The 16,424-nt window shown below is 73.5% G+C and carries 15 protein-coding genes and 2 tRNA genes; 3 read left to right on the forward strand and 14 right to left on the reverse strand.

Annotation, left to right across the window (positions count from 1 at the left end; genetic code table 11):
- Positions 1–273: 273 nt before the first annotated feature.
- Positions 274–346 (reverse strand) — tRNA-Lys (locus ACODR5_RS05905).
- Positions 347–401: 55 nt separating this feature from the next.
- On the reverse strand, positions 402–980 hold the full coding sequence (locus ACODR5_RS05910; RefSeq protein WP_488983020.1) for an isochorismatase family protein: 579 nt from the start codon (positions 978–980) through the stop codon (positions 402–404).
- 81 nt (positions 981–1,061) lie between these two features.
- Here ACODR5_RS05910 and ACODR5_RS05915 point away from each other — a divergent pair, with 81 nt between their 5' ends.
- Together ACODR5_RS05915 and ACODR5_RS05920 are read left to right on the forward strand one after the other, a co-directional pair.
- On the forward strand, positions 1,062–1,916 hold the full coding sequence (locus ACODR5_RS05915; protein WP_449854622.1) for an EamA family transporter: 855 nt from the start codon (positions 1,062–1,064) through the stop codon (positions 1,914–1,916).
- 273 nt (positions 1,917–2,189) lie between these two features.
- Positions 2,190–2,678 (forward strand): FBP domain-containing protein, encoded by a 489-nt coding sequence (locus tag ACODR5_RS05920; RefSeq protein ID WP_488983021.1) that lies wholly within the window; start codon positions 2,190–2,192, stop codon positions 2,676–2,678.
- A 24-nt stretch (positions 2,679–2,702) separates the two neighbouring features.
- Here ACODR5_RS05920 and ACODR5_RS05925 read toward each other — a convergent pair whose 3' ends face one another.
- From ACODR5_RS05925 to ACODR5_RS05980, 12 genes are all read right to left on the reverse strand, one after another.
- Positions 2,703–3,347: an SDR family oxidoreductase gene (locus ACODR5_RS05925; protein WP_488983022.1), complete on the reverse strand. Its 645-nt coding sequence runs from the start codon at positions 3,345–3,347 to the stop codon at positions 2,703–2,705.
- An 87-nt stretch (positions 3,348–3,434) separates the two neighbouring features.
- Positions 3,435–4,559 carry a fatty acid desaturase family protein gene (locus ACODR5_RS05930; protein WP_449854625.1) on the reverse strand — a complete coding sequence of 375 codons (1,125 nt, stop codon included), beginning with the start codon at positions 4,557–4,559 and terminating at the stop codon, positions 3,435–3,437.
- A 157-nt stretch (positions 4,560–4,716) separates the two neighbouring features.
- Positions 4,717–4,789 (reverse strand) — tRNA-Thr (locus tag ACODR5_RS05935).
- A gap of 102 nt (positions 4,790–4,891) precedes the next feature.
- Positions 4,892–6,430: an alpha/beta hydrolase gene (locus tag ACODR5_RS05940; RefSeq protein ID WP_488983023.1), complete on the reverse strand. Its 1,539-nt coding sequence runs from the start codon at positions 6,428–6,430 to the stop codon at positions 4,892–4,894.
- The gene (locus ACODR5_RS05945) at positions 6,427–7,584 is read right to left on the reverse strand and encodes a DNA polymerase III subunit delta' (RefSeq protein WP_488983024.1); all 1,158 of its coding nucleotides are present in this window, start codon (positions 7,582–7,584) and stop codon (positions 6,427–6,429) included. The genes ACODR5_RS05940 and ACODR5_RS05945 overlap by 4 nt, the downstream gene beginning before the upstream one ends.
- A 98-nt stretch (positions 7,585–7,682) precedes the next feature.
- Positions 7,683–8,330 (reverse strand): dTMP kinase, encoded by a 648-nt coding sequence (gene tmk, locus ACODR5_RS05950; protein WP_449854628.1) that lies wholly within the window; start codon positions 8,328–8,330, stop codon positions 7,683–7,685.
- A complete protein-coding gene (topA, locus tag ACODR5_RS05955) occupies positions 8,327–11,071 on the reverse strand; it encodes a type I DNA topoisomerase (protein WP_488983025.1) in 2,745 nt (914 codons plus the stop codon). The genes tmk and topA overlap by 4 nt, the downstream gene beginning before the upstream one ends.
- A gap of 139 nt (positions 11,072–11,210) precedes the next feature.
- Positions 11,211–11,528 carry an Rv3654c family TadE-like protein gene (locus ACODR5_RS05960; RefSeq protein ID WP_449854630.1) on the reverse strand — a complete coding sequence of 106 codons (318 nt, stop codon included), beginning with the start codon at positions 11,526–11,528 and terminating at the stop codon, positions 11,211–11,213.
- Positions 11,528–11,935 carry a TadE family type IV pilus minor pilin gene (locus ACODR5_RS05965; protein ID WP_449854631.1) on the reverse strand — a complete coding sequence of 136 codons (408 nt, stop codon included), beginning with the start codon at positions 11,933–11,935 and terminating at the stop codon, positions 11,528–11,530. Before ACODR5_RS05965 ends, ACODR5_RS05960 begins: the two co-directional genes overlap by 1 nt.
- Before the next feature lie 13 nt (positions 11,936–11,948).
- Positions 11,949–12,209: a DUF4244 domain-containing protein gene (locus tag ACODR5_RS05970; RefSeq protein ID WP_449854632.1), complete on the reverse strand. Its 261-nt coding sequence runs from the start codon at positions 12,207–12,209 to the stop codon at positions 11,949–11,951.
- 39 nt (positions 12,210–12,248) lie between these two features.
- Complete coding sequence (locus ACODR5_RS05975) at positions 12,249–13,223, reverse strand: type II secretion system F family protein (RefSeq protein ID WP_460816461.1); 975 nt, start codon at positions 13,221–13,223, stop codon at positions 12,249–12,251.
- Positions 13,211–14,212: a TadA family conjugal transfer-associated ATPase gene (locus ACODR5_RS05980; RefSeq protein ID WP_449854634.1), complete on the reverse strand. Its 1,002-nt coding sequence runs from the start codon at positions 14,210–14,212 to the stop codon at positions 13,211–13,213. Before ACODR5_RS05980 ends, ACODR5_RS05975 begins: the two co-directional genes overlap by 13 nt.
- A gap of 210 nt (positions 14,213–14,422) precedes the next feature.
- Between ACODR5_RS05980 and acs the strand changes: the two genes are divergently transcribed.
- Entirely contained in the window at positions 14,423–16,393 is a 1,971-nt protein-coding gene (gene acs, locus ACODR5_RS05985) for an acetate--CoA ligase (RefSeq protein ID WP_488983026.1), read from the forward strand.
- Positions 16,394–16,424 lie beyond the last annotated feature (31 nt).

The raw sequence follows: 16,424 nt of genomic DNA on the forward strand, positions 1-16,424 counted from the left end.
TAGGGCCGGAGCCGAGTCAAGAGGACGGAAAGGGCCGGCTTCGGCAAAGTAGCGGGGCGGCGGCGCCGAAAAGCTCCGGTCAGCATCATCACGCCCACGGGGTGCAGTAGATTCCTGTAGCCGTCGTCGGCGCTCGTCACGCGCACCGGCCCTTCGAAATGCTCCTCGATCCGCAGGTCAACGCTAACGCGCTGACCTGGGCCGCAGACATGAACAAGGCCCGAACCTCTGCCAACGTTTCCATTGGCAAGGGTTCGAGCCTTGTGCGTGCGGTGGGCCCAGAGGGGCTCGAACCCTCGACCTACGGATTAAAAGTCCGCTGCTCTACCGACTGAGCTATAGGCCCGCCTCAACTCTACGCGGTGGCCGCGGGCCCTCCGCGGGGCGGGACGGGGCCCGTGTCAGCCGCGCGCGGCGGCGAGCTCGCCGCCGGCGTGCACGATCTCGGCGAGCGCCGCTTCGCTCGGCTCGGGAGCGACGCCCGCGACGAGGTCGGTCAGCACGCGCACGCGCTGGCCGTGCGAGATCGCGTCGAGGGCCGAGGCGCGCACACAGTGGTCGGTGGCGATGCCGACGACGTCGACCTCGACGATGCCGTGCTCCGTGAGCAGATCGCCGACCGTGGCGCCCTCGTCGGTGACCCCCTCGAACATCGAGTACGCGGGCTTGCCCTGGCCCTTCTTGACGTGGTGAGTGACGGCCGCCGTCTCGAGCAGCGGGTCGTACTCCGCGCCGGGCGTGCCGGCGACGCAGTGCACGGGCCACGTGTCGACGAAGTCGGGCTGCTCGGCGATGTGCCCGCCGTTGTCGCTGTCGGCGTCGTGCCAGTCGCGCGACGCGATGATCAGCGCGTACTCCTCCGCCCGCTCGGCGAGCAGCCGCGTGATGCCCTCGGCCACGGCGTCGCCGCCGTCCACGCCGAGCGCACCGCCCTCGGTGAAGTCGTTCTGCACGTCCACGACCAGCAGCGCCCTGCTCATCCCGATCCGCCTCCTCGATCCGCTTTCCCGCCAGCGTACGCCGGGCCGGCGCCACCCGCACCGCGTGGGAGACTGAGCGTCGTGATCGCCGCCGCCCTCGCCCTCGTCGGCGCCATGATCTGGGGCGGCGCGGACTTCCTCGGCGGCCTCGCGGCCAAGCGCACGGCCGCCGTGCGCGTGACGTTCCTCACCGGCGTGGCGGCGCTCGTCGTGCTGCTGCCCGCCCAGCTGCTCATCGGCGGCGCGTGGTCGGCGCGAGACACCGCCCTGGGCGCGGCCGTCGGCGCGCTCTACGCCGTCGGCCTCGTGTGCCTGTACGCCGCGTTCGCGGCCGGGCCCATGATCATCCTCTCGCCCCTGGCGGCCGTGCTCTCGGCCGTCGTGCCGTCGGCGTGGGCGGTGCTCGTGGAGGGCGAGTCGCCCGGGCCGCTCGCCTGGGTCGGCGCCGCGTGCGCCCTGGCGGCCGTCGTGCTCATCGCGCGCGCCCGCGGGGAGCACGCCGCGCGTCCCCGCCCGGTGCCGCTCGCGCTCACGATCGTCGCCGGCGTCGCGTTCGGCGCCTTCGTCATCGCGCTCGATCAGACCTCCGCCGCCTCGGGGCTCACGCCGCTCGTCGCCAGCCGCGTCGTGCTGGCCGCGCTGTGCGCCGCGGGGATCGGCGTGCTCGCGCTGCGCCGCCGCGGCGGCGGGGCCGCGCCCGGCGGCCACGGGGTCAGGATCGCGCTGGCGGCCGGCGTGTGCGACGCGGCGGCGAACGTGCTCATCCTCGTCGCGCTGCGCACGGGCGACCTCGCCGTCGTCGGGGTGCTGCAGGCCCTCTACCCGGCCGGCACGGTGCTGCTGGCCGCCCTCGTGCTGCGCGAGCGCCTCTCGCCCGCGCAGGGCATCGGCCTCGTGCTCGCGCTGGGTGCCGCGGCCCTGTTCGCGCTCGCCTGACCGGCCGCCGCTCGCCTGACCGGCCGCCGCGCGGCTGAGCGTCCGCCCACCGGTGCCCACGACGGGCGGAGTAGGATGGACGCGTGTTCGAGACAGGATCCCCTCGGGGAGTGAGGAGGCCGTCGACGCGCTCTGCGTCGGCGACCGCGAGAGCCTGACGGCCCGTTCCTTCACGGTGCGGCGTCGGCTTTCGCCGCGCCCGCCCGCCTCATCCGCGCGATCCCTCGGGTTCCGCGCGTCCTCATCCTTCTCACACACGAAGAGAGCTGTCTCATGCTTCCCCTCGACGCCGCCCGCATCCGGGCGTCGTTCGCGAACGTCACCGTCCGCGAGCGCAAGAACATCACCCTGCCCGACCTCGACCGCATCGACTGGGACCGGATCGACTTCCTCGGCTGGCGCGACCCCAAGCTGCCCCTCGTCGGCTACGTCGTCGCGATCGTCGACGACGAGCCGGTGGGCCTGCTGCTGAAGCAGGCCGAGGCCACGCCGCGCCAGCGCACCCAGTGCTCGTGGTGCGCCGACGTGCACCTGCCCAACGACGTCGTGCTCTTCAGCACGCGCCGCGCCGGTGCCGCCGGCCGCCGCGGCGACGCGATCGGCACCCTCGTGTGCGCCGCGTTCGAGTGCAACGCGAACGCGCGCAAGCGTCCGCCCCTGGCCTACGTCGGCTTCGACGTCGAGGCCGCACGGCGGGCGCGGATCGAGGCGCTGCGCGCCAACGTCGCGCGCTTCGTGCGCGAGGCCGCCGCGGGCGCCTGACCCCGCGCCGGGGCGCTCCTCGGCTCAGGCCCGGAGCGCCTCGGCGATCGGCACGTCGCCGTTCCCGAACCCGATGGTGCGGCGGATCGTCGCGGGCTCGGCGAGCGCCGCGGCGATCACCGCCGCCACGTCGGCCCGGCCGACCCTGCCGTTGCCGGGCTCGCGCACCTCGATGCGCCCGGTGGGCTCGTCGAGCGTGAGCGGCCCGGGGCCGAGGATCGTCCAGTCCAGGTCGGTGCCGCGCAGGTGCTCGTCGGCGGCGGCCTTCGCCTCGGCGTAGGGGAAGAAGGAGCTGTCGGGCGGGGTGCCGTGATCGGGCCCCGCTCCCAGGTACGACACCATCACGTAGCGACGCACGCCCGCCTGCGACGCCGCCTCCATCGAGCGGATCGCGGCGTCGCGGTCGACCGCATAGGTGCGCTCGGGGTCTCCCCCGCCGGCTCCGGCCGACCACACGACGGCGTCGTGCCCGGCGAGCACCTCGGCGATCGCGTCGACGTCCATGGTCTCGATGTCGGCGACGAGCGGCGCGGCGCCCGCGGCCTCGACCTCGGCGGCGTGATCGGGATTGCGGATGACGCCGGTCACGGCGTCCCCGCGCGCGCTCAGCAGCGGGGCCAGGCGCAGCGCGACCTTCCCGTGCCCTCCGATGACGACGATGCGTGCCATGTGTGCCTCCTGCTCGACGGGATCCGTCCCTCCACGCTACGTCGGATCCACGCCCCCGGCGCCGGAGGTGTCAGGCGCGCGAGCGGGTCAGGCGCGACGCAGCTGCGCGGCGGCGGGGCAGTCGAAGGGATCGCGCGCCGCGAGACCCACGCGGTTGAGGTACTCCACGACGATCGCGTACGAGCGCAGCAGGCTCGTCTCGGTGTAGGGCACGCCGTGCGTGGCGCAGTAGTCGCGCACGATCTCGCTGGCCCGGGCCAGGTACGGGCGCGCCATGTTGGGGAACAGGTGATGCTCCACCTGGTAGTTCAGGCCGCCCATGAGCGCCGTGGCCCACCAGCCGCCGCGGATGTTCCGCGAGGTGCGCACCTGCTTGGAGAGGAAGTCGAGCTTCGCGTCGGGCGCGATCACCGGCATGCCCTTGTGGTTGGGCGCGAACGAGGCGCCCATGTAGACGCCGAACACGGCCAGCTGCACGCCGAGGAAGGCGAATGCCATGCCCAGCGGCAGCATGAGGAACAGCGGCACGAGCACGACGGCGAAGCGCAGGGTGATGAGGCCGAGCTCGATCCAGCGGCCCTTGACGGGGCCGCGCGAGAGCAGGTGCCGCAGGCCGAGCCAGTGCAGGTTGAGCCCCTCGAGCGTGAGCAGGGGGAAGAAGAGCCAGCCCTGACGGCGGGTGATCGCGCGGCGCAGGCCGCGCGCCTGCGCGGCGTCCTCGTCGAGGAACGACACGGTGTCGACGTCGATGTCGGGGTCCTTGCCGACGCGGTTCGGGTTGGCGTGGTGGCGGGAGTGCTTGTTGTCCCACCACGAGAGGCTGATGCCGACGACGCCGGCGGCGAGCACGCGGGCGAGCCGGTCGTTCGCCTTGCCGCTCGTGAACACCTGCCGGTGCGCAGCCTCGTGCGCGATGAACGCGACCTGGGTGAAGAGGATGCCGAGCGCGGCGGCGATGAGCAGCTGGAACCAGCTGTCGCCCAGCAGCACGAATCCGGTGATGGCGCCGCCGAAGCCGACGGCGAGGGCGGAGCCGACGAGCGCGTAGAACCAGCGCGCGCGGCGCAGCAGGCCGGTCTCGCGCACGACCTGCGACACCTTGGAATAGGAGTGCGTGATCGGCGGGAAGCTCTCGGGCCCGGCATAGGTCTGGCGGACGGGGCCGAGCCGGGCCTGCGAGGAGGTCGAGATGAACGGAGCGGTGGTGGCCATGATCGGCTTCCCATCGTTCGGGCGGCCGCACGGCGACCTGTTGAGCCAAAGGCGGTCGCCGATCGCTGCGTGCCACGCTACGCGACGAGGCATACGGGGCGGGGCATACTCACGGCAAATGGAAAGACCCCCGGAGTGGAGTCCGGGGGTCCTGCCGAGCCGCCTGTCGGAATCGAACCGACGACCTATTCATTACGAGTGAATCGCTCTGCCGACTGAGCTAAGGCGGCGTGTGCGCGCTGCGCGGCACGAGGAACAAGCATACCGGATCGGCGAGGCGGCGACGAATCGGCCCCGCCGTCACGAGTCGCCGGCCCGGCCGCGCGCGGAACTCACTCGCAGGTGAGCCCGCCCTCGGGCACCGCGCCCTCGAGCAGGAACTGCTCCACGGCGTCGTTGACGCACGCGCTCGTGCCGTTGTACGCCGTGTGCCCCTCCCCCTCGTACGTGACGAGCACGCCGCTGGAGAGCTGATCCGCCAGCGACTGCGCCCACTCGTACGGCGTGGCGGGGTCGCCCGTCGTGCCGACGACGAGGATCGGATCGGCGCCCTCCGCCGTCAGCGCGGTCCGGGTGCCGGTGGGCGGGTACGGCCACTGCGCGCACAGGTCGGGGCCCGTCCAGTACGGGGCGATCGTGGGCGCCAGCTCCTCCAGACGCGCCTGCCCCGCCTCCTGCTGCTCGGGCGTCGTGGCGGGGTAGTCCATGCAGTTGTAGGCGTTGAAGGCGTCGGTGCTGTTGTCGAGGTACCGCCCGTCCTCGCCGCGTCCGTTGTAGAAGTCGGCGAGGAAGAACGCGTCGGTCGGGTCGCCCTCGAGCACGCCGACGAGGGCGTCGTCCAGGTACGGCCAGTTCGCCTCGGCGTACAGCGCCGCCACGATCGCCGTCACGAGGGTGTCGGCGCCGAGCAGGCGCCCGTCCTGCGCAGGCAGGGGGCGCGCGTCGACCTCGGCGAGCAGCGCCGCCAGATCGGCGAGGGCGTTGTCGACCGAGCCCGCGAACGGGCACTGCCTACTGTCGAGGCACCACTCCAGGTAGGTGCGCAGCGCGGCCTCGAAGCCGACCGCCTGCACCGTGCCGACCTCATCGCCCGAGACCGACGGATCGATGGCGCCGTCGAGCACGAGGCGCCCGGCGCGCTCGGGGAACAGCTCGGCGTACGTGGCGCCCAGGAAGGTGCCGTACGAGAATCCGAGGTACGTCAGCTGCTCCTGCCCCAGCACCGCCCGCAGCAGGTCGAGATCGCGCGCCGCCTGCTCCGTCGTCACGAACGGCAGCAGCTCGCCCGAGTTCGCCGCGCAGGCCTCGGCGTAGTCCGCCGAGCGCACCGTCAGCTCGGCCTCCCACTCCGCCGTGCCGCGGGGCGCCTCGGGGATGCCGTAGAGGAACTCGTCCATCTGCGCGTCGTCGTAGCAGCGCACGGCGGTCGACTCGCCCACGCCGCGCGGGTCGAAGCCGACGATGTCGTAGGCCTCCACGAGCGCCTCGCCGAAGGACGACTCGAGGCCGGTGCGCACGAGGTCGACGCCGCTCGCGCCCGGTCCGCCCGGGTTCGCCAGCAGCGCCCCCTCCGGCGCGCCGCCCTGGGTGGCGAGGTGGCGGACGAGCGCGAGCTCGATCTCGCCGCGGTCCGGATCGTGCCAGTCCAGCGGCGCGCTCACCGTGGCGCACTCGAGTCGCTCGCCGCACGACTCCCACTGCGGGGGCTGGTCGTAGAACGGCAGCAGCTCGTCGGGCACGCCGTCCGTCACCGGCGCGGGATCCTCCGGGCGCGGCTCGAGCGCCGTGCACCCCGCGAGCGCGAGGGCGGCGAGGGCGAGGCCGGCGAGGGCGGCCCGCGCGCGACCCGTGCCGCGGTGCCGACGGGTCATGCCCGCGCCCCGCTCACGACGGTGACGAGCAGGCTCTCGAGGGCGAGGGCGGGCTGCGCGTTCTGCTCGATCGCCGCGCGCGTCTCGGCCAGGTGGTCGAGCACGAGAAGGGTGCGCTCGGGCTGCCACGCCTCGGCGAGCGCGCGGAGCTCGTCGAGCAGCTCGACGTTGATGATCCCGTCGTGGCGACCGAACTGCAACATGATCACGTCGCGGAAGAGGGATTGCAGGTCGGTGAGCACGCGGTCGAGCCCGTCGCGCAGGCTGCGCGTGGCGCGCCGCTTCTGCTCGTCCTCGAGCGCGGACAGCTGCGACCGCACGGCCGGCGGCACGCGCGATCCCTCCGGCACGCCCACCGTGCGCAGCAGCGAGGCCCGCTCGGCCTCGTCGCGCTCGGCTGTCAGCGCCTTGGCGTCGTCGGTCGCCGCCTGCACGATCTCGCCGGCGACCTCGACGACGTCGCCGATGCTGCGCACCCGCAGCACCGCGCGCAGCGTCTCCTCGCGGCGACGGCGGGAGGCCTCGTCGGTGGCCAGTCGCTGCGCCATGCCGATGTGCCGCTGCGCGTGCCGCGCCGCCTGCTCGGCGGCCGCCTCGTCCACGCCCGTGCGCGCGACGAGCAGCCGGGCGACGTCGTCGACATCGGGCTCGCGCAGCCGCAGCGTGCGCACGCGCGAGCGGATCGTGGGCAGCAGGTCGGCGTCGCTCGGGGCGCACAGGATCCAGATGGTGCGCTCGGGCGGTTCCTCGAGCGCCTTCAGCAGCACGTTCGAGGTGCGCTCCGTCATGCGATCCGCGTCCTCCATGACGATGACGCGGTAGCGCCCGAGCGAGGGCGCGAAGTAGGAGCGCTCCACGAGTGCGCGCGCCTGCGCGATCGTGATGATGACGCCCTCGGTGCGCAGCGCGAGGAGGTCGGGGTGCGTGCCCGCGATCACCTGCCGCATGGTCGCCGTGTCGTCGGGCCCCTCGGCGATGAGCGCGGCCGCGAACGCGTGCGCGAGCGTGGAGCGGCCGGATCCGGGCGGGCCGGTGAGCAGCCACGCATGGGCGAGGCTCGACGGATCGTGCGCCGCGGCGGAGAGGGTCGCGACCGCGTCGTCCTGGCCCCACACATCCCCCCAGGGCAGCGCGGGGGCGGCGACGGCGGTCATGCTCTCAGCCTAACGGCGGGGTGCGACGCCGCCGGACGGATGGGGTGCGACGCCGCCGGACGGATGGGGTGCCGTGCGGATCGGCCCTGCCCGGTGGATCAGAGGGCGCGCTCCACGCGCTCGCGGATGCGCGCCGCCAGCTCCTCCGCCGGCAGGGAGGCGTCGAGCACGAGGAAGCGCTCCGGCTCGGCCGCGGCGAGCGCGAGGTACGCCTCCCGCACCCTCGCGTGGAACTCGTCCTTCTCGGCCTCGAGCCGGTCGAACGGCTTGTCGTCGGCGTCGAGCCGGGCACGCGCGGCGGCCGGGTCGAGGTCGAGCAGCACCGTGAGGTCGGGCAGGGCACCTTCGGTCGCCCACAGCGACAGGTCGCGCACCTCGTCGGCGCCGAGCACGCGCCCCGCGCCCTGGTAGGCCACCGAGGAGTCGAGGTAGCGATCCTGGATGACGTCATCGCCGCGCTCGAGCGCCGGCCGCACGAGCGCGGCGACGTGGTGTGCGCGATCCGCCGCGAACAGCAGCGCCTCGGCCCGCGCGCCGACCTCACCCCTGTGGTGCAGCACGATCTCGCGGATCAGCCGCCCCACCTCGGTGCCCCCGGGCTCGCGGGTGCGCACGACGGTGCGCCCGCGATGCTCGAGCCACTCCTGCAGCAGCGCCGCCTGCGTGGTCTTGCCCGAGCCGTCGCCGCCCTCGAGCGTGATCCACAGGCCCCGCTTCCGCGAGCCGGACGCCTCGGTCGCGCTCACTTCTTCTTGGGGGCGCTCTTGCGCGTCGTGGTCGTCTTGCGGGTGGTGGTCGACTTGCCGGCGGCGCTGGACCTGCCGGTCGTGCGCTTCTTCGCCGGTCCCTTCGCGCGCTTCTCGGCGATCAGCTCGACCGCCCGCTCGAACGTGATGTCGTCCACCGACTCGCCGCGCGGGATCGTGGCGTTCGTCTCGCCGTCGGTCACGTACGGGCCGAACCGGCCGTCGCGCACCCGCAGCGGCTTGCCGCTGACGGGGTCGGCGTCGAACTCCTTGAGCGCGCTGGCCGCGCGGCGGGCGCCGTACTTCGGCTTCTCGTAGATCTCGAGGGCCTGCTCGAGCGTGATGTCGAAGATCTGGTCCTCGGTCTCGAGCGAACGCGAGTCGGAGCCCTTCTTCAGGTACGGGCCGTAGCGGCCGTTCTGCGCCGTGATGGGCTCGCCCGACTCGGGGTCGGTGCCCACCACGCGCGGCAGGTCGAGCAGCTTGAGCGCCGTGTCGAGGTCGATCGTCTCGGGCGACATGCTCTTGAACAGCGACGCGCGGCGCGGCTTCGGCTCGTCCTTCTTGGCCGTGCGCTTCTTGGGCTTCTCGTCCGCGACCTCGCCCGTCTCGGCGTCGGCGGCGTCCGGATCGACCGGGTCCTCCTCCTCCAGGTAGGGACCGAAGCGGCCGTCCTTCACGACGACGAGCTTGCCGCCTACCGGGTTCTCGCCGAGCACGCGGTTGCCGGCGACGGGGGCGTCGATCAGCTCCTGCACCTTGGCGGGCGTCAGCTCATCCGGCGCGAGCTCCTCGGGCACGTTGATGATGCGGGGCTTGGCCTCGGGGTTCTCGGGATCGACGACCTCGAGGTACGGCCCGTAGCGGCCGAAGCGCAGCGTGGCGGTGTCGGTGAGCTTGGTGGCGTTGATCTCGCGCGCGTCGATCTCGCCGAGATCGTCCACGATGTTGCGCAGGCCGGGGTGGCCGTCGCCGCCGAAGTAGAATGCCTTGAGCCAGTCGGCGCGGCGCTGCTCGCCGCGCGCGATGGCGTCGAGGTCGTCTTCGAGCTCGGCCGTGAAGTCGTAGTCGACGAGCTCGGCGAAGTGCTGCTCGAGCAGGCGCGTGACGCTGAAGGCGAGCCACGTGGGCACGAGCGCCTGACCGCGCTTGACCACGTAGCCGCGGTCGAGGATCACGCCGATGATGCTCGCGAAGGTCGAGGGGCGGCCGATGCCGCGCTCCTCGAGTGCCTTGACGAGGCTGGCCTCGGTGTAGCGCGGCTTGGGGCTGGTCTGGTGCCCCTTCGGCGTGGCCTCGCGCAGGTCGAGCGCATCGCCCTCCGCCACCTGCGGCAGCGACTGGTCCTCGACCTGGTCGGCGTCGCCGCGCTTCTCGTCGCGACCCTCCTCGTACGCCTCCAGGAAGCCCTTGAAGGTGTACACGGTGCCGGCCGCGGTCAGCTCGACGCGCTTGCCGTCGGCCTGGGCCTCGAGAGTGACGGTCGTCGTCTCGAACTTCGCGTCGGACATCTGGCTGGCGATCGTGCGCTTCCAGATGAGGTCGTACATGCGCTGCTCATCGCGTCCGAGCTGCCCGGACACCTCGCTCGGGGTGCGGAACCGGTCGCCAGACGGGCGGATGGCCTCGTGCGCCTCCTGGGCGTTGCGGCTCTTCGACGCGTACACGCGCGGCTTGAGCGGCACGGCCTTGTCGCCGTACAGGCTCACCGCCTGCTCGCGCGCCGCCTGCACGGCCTGCGCGCTGAGGTTGGTCGAGTCGGTGCGCATATAGGTGATGTATCCGCGCTCGTACAGGCTCTGCGCGACCGACATCGTGGTCTTCGCGGTCATGCCGAGCTTGCGGCCGGCCTCCTGCTGCAGCGTCGACGTCGTGAACGGCGCGTAGGGTCGGCGGGTGCCGGGCTTGGCCTCGACCTTGGTCACGGTGGCCGAGCCGGCGCTGTCGAGCGCGGCGGCCAGCTCGGTGGCCTCCTTCTCGCCGAGCACGACGACGGCGCGCTTGAGGGCACCGAGGTCGTCGAAGTCGCGGCCGACGGCGATGGGCGAGCCGTCGATGCGCACGACCTTCACGGCGAAGCCCTCGGCGGCGCGCGCGGCGATGGCCTGGATGCTCCAGTAGTCGGCGGCGACGAACGCCATGCGCTCGCGCTCGCGGTCCACGACCATGCGCATGGCGGCGGACTGCACGCGCCCGGCGCTGAGAGTCTGGCCGTCGCGGCCGCTGCCGACCTTGCGCCACAGCACCGGCGAGACGTCCCAGCCGTAGAGGCGGTCGAGCACGCGGCGGGTCTCCTGCGCGTCGACGAGCGCGGTGTCGAGCTCGCGGGTGTTCTCGACGGCCTTCTGGATGGCCTCCTTCGTGATCTCGTGGAAGACCATGCGCTTGACGGGCACCTTGGGCTTGAGCGTCTCGAGCAGGTGCCACGCGATGGCCTCGCCCTCGCGGTCCTCATCGGTGGCGAGCAGGACCTCGGACGCGCCCTTCACGGCGCGCTTGAGCTCGGCGACGGTCTTCGTCTTCCGGTCGCTGACGACGTAGTAGGGCTCGAAGCCGTTCTCGATGTCGATCGAGTACTTGCCGTAGGCGGCGCGATCCTTCTCGGGGATGTCGCGCTTGTCCGCGAGGTCGCGGATGTGACCGACGGAGCTGAGCACCTCGTAGTCGTCGCCGAGGTAGCTCTGGATCGACTTCATCTTCGTCGGCGACTCGACGATGACGAGCTTCTTGCCTGATGCCAAGGGGCGTCCTTTCTTCGTTGCACACCATACACACCGCCATCTGTGCAACACTTTCGGCCGCCTGCCGCTTCCGGTATGGCCCGCCACCGCTCGGGCGCGGCCCGGCCCGGCCGGGCGTCGACGCGCCGCGCCGCGCGACTCACGGCGGAGGCCCCGCCCGCGCCCGCCCGGCCACCACCAGCCCCGCGTAGCGACCCTCGACGGCGACGGTCACGACCATGTCGTCGACGGCGCACTCCGCCACGGCCGCGCCCTGCGCCTCGGCCACCTCTGCGGCGCGGCCGCACGGGTCGCCGGAGACCGCGCCGCTGGCGGCATCCGCCGCGGCGAGGGCCGCCGCGTCGGCGACCCCCGCGATCCGCTGGCTCGCCACGCCCGCGCCGCCGACGGCCAGCAGCCCCACCATGAGCGCGGAGGTGCCGGCCACCGCGGCGGCCGCGACGATCGACCCGGCCATCACAGGCCTCCCGCGAGCGCGCAGCTCGTCGCGCGCAGCGGCACCTCGATCGAGGCGATGCGCACGCCGGCCGAGGCCGTGACGCACACGAGATCGCCGCGGTGCGTGACCGAGCTGCCGCCGCCCGGCACGGCGGCCGCCACCGCCTCGCCCGCGCGGCCCGGCTCCCCGCGGGACACGAGCCGGGCGGCATCGGCCGCGCCGTCTTGCAGCCGCACGTGCGTGGAGGCCGCGAGCAGCCCCGTCATGCCGAGCGCCACGATGAGCGCGACCGCCGGAAGGGCGAGGGCGAGCTCGGCCGTGACCGAACCGCGCTCGCCCTCCCCTCCCGTCCGGACCGCGGGTGCGTCGCGGCACGGGAGAACGCGCCACGCGCCCCGTGCGCGCCGCCGCTGCGTCCGATTCATCGCCCGGCTCCGGTCAGGCCGAGCTCAGGGCGCGGCGGATGATGTCGCTGAGCATGCTCTGCACCTCGCCGGAGCGGAGCACGGCGACGAGCAGCCCGGCGAAGGCCACCGCGGCGAGGGTGACGATGGCGTACTCCGCCGTGGACGCTCCGCGCTCGTCGGCGGCGAGTGCGGCGAGACCGCGGGTTCCGCCGCGGGCCAGGGGGCCGCCGCCGGGGAACGCGAGGATCTCGGCGCCCTGTGCGGAGGCGGTGTGCGGTGATGCGGTGTTCATGGTGACTCCTTCTTCTTATGGGGGTGGATGGATGGACGCTCACGGGAGGTCGGGAAGCGGTGAGGTCGACAGCACGGCCAGCAGCATCGGCGCCACGCCGAGGCAGAGGAAGGCCGGCAGCGTGCACACGCCCAGCGGCAGCAGCAGCCGCCCGCCGAGCCGGGCGGCGCGCAGCCGCCCCTCGGTGCGCGCGTCGTGCCGCTGCTGCACGGCCGTGGCGCGCAGCAGATCGACCGCGGGCACGCCGGCGCGACGCGACAGCTCCAGCACCCCGTCGATCTCGCGCTCGGCGGCGCCCTCGCCGTCGCCCCCGATGCCCTCCTCTGGTGCTGGCGCTCCCGTCTCCTCCGCGGCCGTGCGCACGAGGCCGCGAGCGCGGTCGACCGACGCCCCGCCGCCCAGCGCGATGGCCGTGAGCTCCGCGTGCATGCCGGGGACGGCGGCCGGCGGCTGCGCCGCGCGCACGAGGCGCGCGGTCCACAGGCGGGCGAGCACCAGCAGGCCGACACCCGCGACGAGGCAGGCGATGCCGATGGGATGCGTGACGAGCACGCCGAGGGTGTCGAAGCCGAGCGCGGCGCCCACCGCCACGCCGAACAGCGGGAGCCACGTCATGAGACGTGCGGTCGCCGCCGGCTCGGCGAGCGCGATCCTCACGTCGTCCATCGCCTCCTGGGCGTCGCGCAGCGCGAGCGCCGTCCCGCGCAGCGAGGGAGCCAGCGGCGCGCCGACTGTGGAGGCGATCTCCCACGCGGCCGCCACCTGCCGCCAGGCCGCCGCCTCGCCTCCGCGCGCCTGGCCCGCCCGCGGCGCGTCGGCGCCCTGCTCCTCGATCGCCTGCGGCGCGGGCGTTCCGGCCTCGAGCCGCTCGTGGATGCGGCGCGCCGCCTCGTCGCCCGCCTCGCCGACGTGCCGCCAGGCGGCAGCGGGAGCGGTGCCGGCCTCGAGCAGGACCGCCACCTTCAGCAGCGTCGCCGCGACGGCGGCCGGCGCCTGCGCGCTCACGCGTGCCACGGCCGCACCTCCTCGATCGCGAGCCGCCCGTCGCCGCCCACGCGGAAGCGGCCGGCGCTCGCGAGGCGGCGGCCGCCGTCCGGGCCGCGCTCCAGGTGCAGCACCCAGGCGATCGCGCTGGCGACCTGCCTCGCGACGGCGTGGTCGTCCATCCCGGCGAGCGCGCCGAGGGCCTCCAGCCGCGCGGGCACCTCGGCCAGACCGCTCGCGTGCAGGGTGCCCGCCCCGCCGTCGTGCCCGGTGTTGAGCGCGGTGAGCAGCTCCCGCACCTCCTCGCCCCGGCACTCCCCCACGACGATCCGGTCGGGGCGCATCCGCAGCGACTCGCGCACGAGCCGCGCGAGTCCGATCCCTCCCGCGCCCTCGAGATTCGCCTGGCGGGCCTCGAGGGACACGTGATGCGGGTGGTCGATCCGCAGCTCCGCGACGTCCTCGATCGTGACGATGCGCTCGCGCTCGGGCGCGTGCGAGAGCAGCGCGCCCAGCAGGGTCGTCTTGCCCGTGCCCGTCGCGCCGGTCACGAGCAGGTTCTCGCGCGCGTGCACCATGCGCACCAGCCACGCCCGCACGGTGTCGGGGAACGCGCCCCCGGCGCTCAGCGCGTCGAGCGTCGCCTCGCCGAGCGCGGGGATCCGGATCGACAGCGCGGTCCCGCGGCGGGCGACCGGCGGGAGCACGGCGTGCACGCGGATGCCGCCGGACAGCCGCACGTCGACGCACGGCGTGCCGTCGTCGACGTGGCGGCCGCCCGCGGCGATCAGCGCCGTCGCGAGGTCGCGCACCTCCCGCTCCGAGGCGCGCCACGACGGATCGTGCTCCGCGCCGGCGCCGCGGTCGGCGAAGAGACCGTGGGCGCCGTTGACGAACAGATCGGTGACCCGCGGGTCCTCGAGGTAGGGCGCGAGCGCGCCGATTCCCGGGACGGGCGGGAGGCGGCGTGACCCCGCGGCCGCGGGGCGACGGGGGCGGACGACGAACGGATCGGGCATGCCCCGACGCTAGGTCTGCCCGCCCCGCGCGCGCCCCGATTCCACAGCGCCGATCCGCCGCCGACGCGAGAAAGCGCCCTGTGAGCGAGCCCACCGACTTTCGGAGGTAGCCCCTGTCCGACGCCCGACGTAGATTCGGGAGCAACGTGCGACGACGCACGCCCGGCGCTTCGTCCGCCGGCGATCGATATCCGCAAAGGAGCGCGCTGCATGAGCAGTCAGATCGACCACCTCCTCGACGAGGACCGCCGCTTCGCCCCCGATCCGGCCTTCGCCGCGAACGCCGTGGCGAAGCCCGAGCTCTACGAGCGGGCCAAGACCGACCGCGAGGGCTTCTGGGCCGAGCAGTCGCGCGAGCTGCTGCACTGGAGCACGCCGTTCACGCAGGTGCTCGACTGGTCGAACCCGCCGTTCGCGAGGTGGTTCGCCGACGGCGCGCTGAACGTCGCCTACAACTGCCTCGACCGCCACGTGGAGGCGGGCAACGGCGACCGCGTCGCCCTGCACTTCGAGGGCGAGCCCGGTGATTCCCGCGCCGTCACCTACGCGGAGCTCACCGACGAGGTCAAGCGCCTCGCGAACGTGCTCACCGACCTGGGCATCGGCGAGGGCGACCGCGTCGCGCTCTACCTGCCGATGATCCCCGAGGCGGTCGCCTCGATGCTCGCCGTGGCCCGCATCGGCGCCGTGCACTCCGTCGTCTTCGGCGGCTTCAGCGCCGACAGCCTGCGCTCGCGCATCGACGACGCGGGCGCGAAGCTCGTCATCACCGCCGACGGCGGCTGGCGCAAGGGCAAGGTCTCGCCCCTGAAGCCGGCCGTCGATCAGGCCCTCGAGGATCGCGGCGGTCTCGGCCCGCAGGCCACCGTCGAGCACGTGCTCGTCGTGCGCCGCGGCGAGAACGAGGTCGACTGGGTCGAGGGCCGCGACATCTGGTACCACGACGTCGTGCCGCAGGCGGCCGCCGAGCACGAGCCGCAGGCGTTCCCCGCCGAGTCGCCGCTGTTCATCCTCTACACCTCGGGCACCACCGGGAAGCCGAAGGGCATCCTGCACACCTCGGGCGGCTACCTCACCCAGGCGGCGTTCACGCACCGGAACGTGTTCGACCTGCACCCCGAGAGCGACGTGTACTGGTGCACGGCCGACATCGGCTGGATCACGGGTCACTCCTACGTCGTGTACGGCCCGCTGGCCAACGGCGCCACGCAGGTGCTCTACGAGGGCACGCCCGAGTTCCCGGAGCCCGGCCGGTGGTGGGACGTCATCGAGAAGTACAAGGTGACCATCTTCTACACCGCCCCCACCGCGATCCGCGGCTTCATGAAGCAGGGCCGACAGATCCCGCAGGCGCGCGACCTGTCGAGCCTGCGCCTGCTCGGCTCGGTGGGCGAGCCCATCAACCCCGAGGCGTGGATCTGGTACCGCGAGGTGATCGGCGCGGGCAAGACGCCCATCGTCGACACGTGGTGGCAGACCGAGACGGGCGCCATCATGGTGTCGGCGCTGCCCGGCATCACGGAGACCAAGCCCGGGTCCGCGCAGGTGCCCCTCCCCGGCATCTCGGCCGCCGTCGTCGACGAGAAGGGCGAGCCGGTCGGCGAGGGCAACGGCGGGCTGCTCGTCATCACCGAGCCGTGGCCCAGCATGCTGCGCGGCATCTGGGGCGACCCGGATCGCTTCGTCGAGACGTACTGGAAGATGTTCCAGGACAAGGGCTACTACTTCGCCGGCGACGGGGCGCGCCTCGACGACGACGGGGACATCTGGCTGCTGGGCCGCGTCGACGACGTCATGAACGTCTCGGGACACCGCCTCTCGACCGCCGAGATCGAGTCGGTGCTCGTGGCGCACGAGGCCACGGCCGAGGCCGCGGTCGTGGGCGCCTCGGACGAGACGACCGGCCAGGCGGTGGTGGCCTTCGTCATCCTCAAGGAGAGCTTCCTGCGCGCGCACAGCGCCGAGGGGCTGGCGAACGACCTGCGCGCCTGGGTGGGCGAGCAGATCGGGCCGATCGCCCGGCCGCGCGACGTCTACATCGTGGGCGAGCTGCCCAAGACCCGCTCCGGCAAGATCATGCGGCGCCTGCTGCGCGACGTCGCCGAGGGCCGCGAGGTCGGCGACACGACGACGCTGGCCGACACCGCCGTCATGAGCGTCATCAGCGCCCAGGTGCGCTGACGTCGCTATATCCGCAAGTCTGTGCCAACTC

The sequence above is a fragment of the Microbacterium sp. FG3 genome, assembly GCF_057809335.1.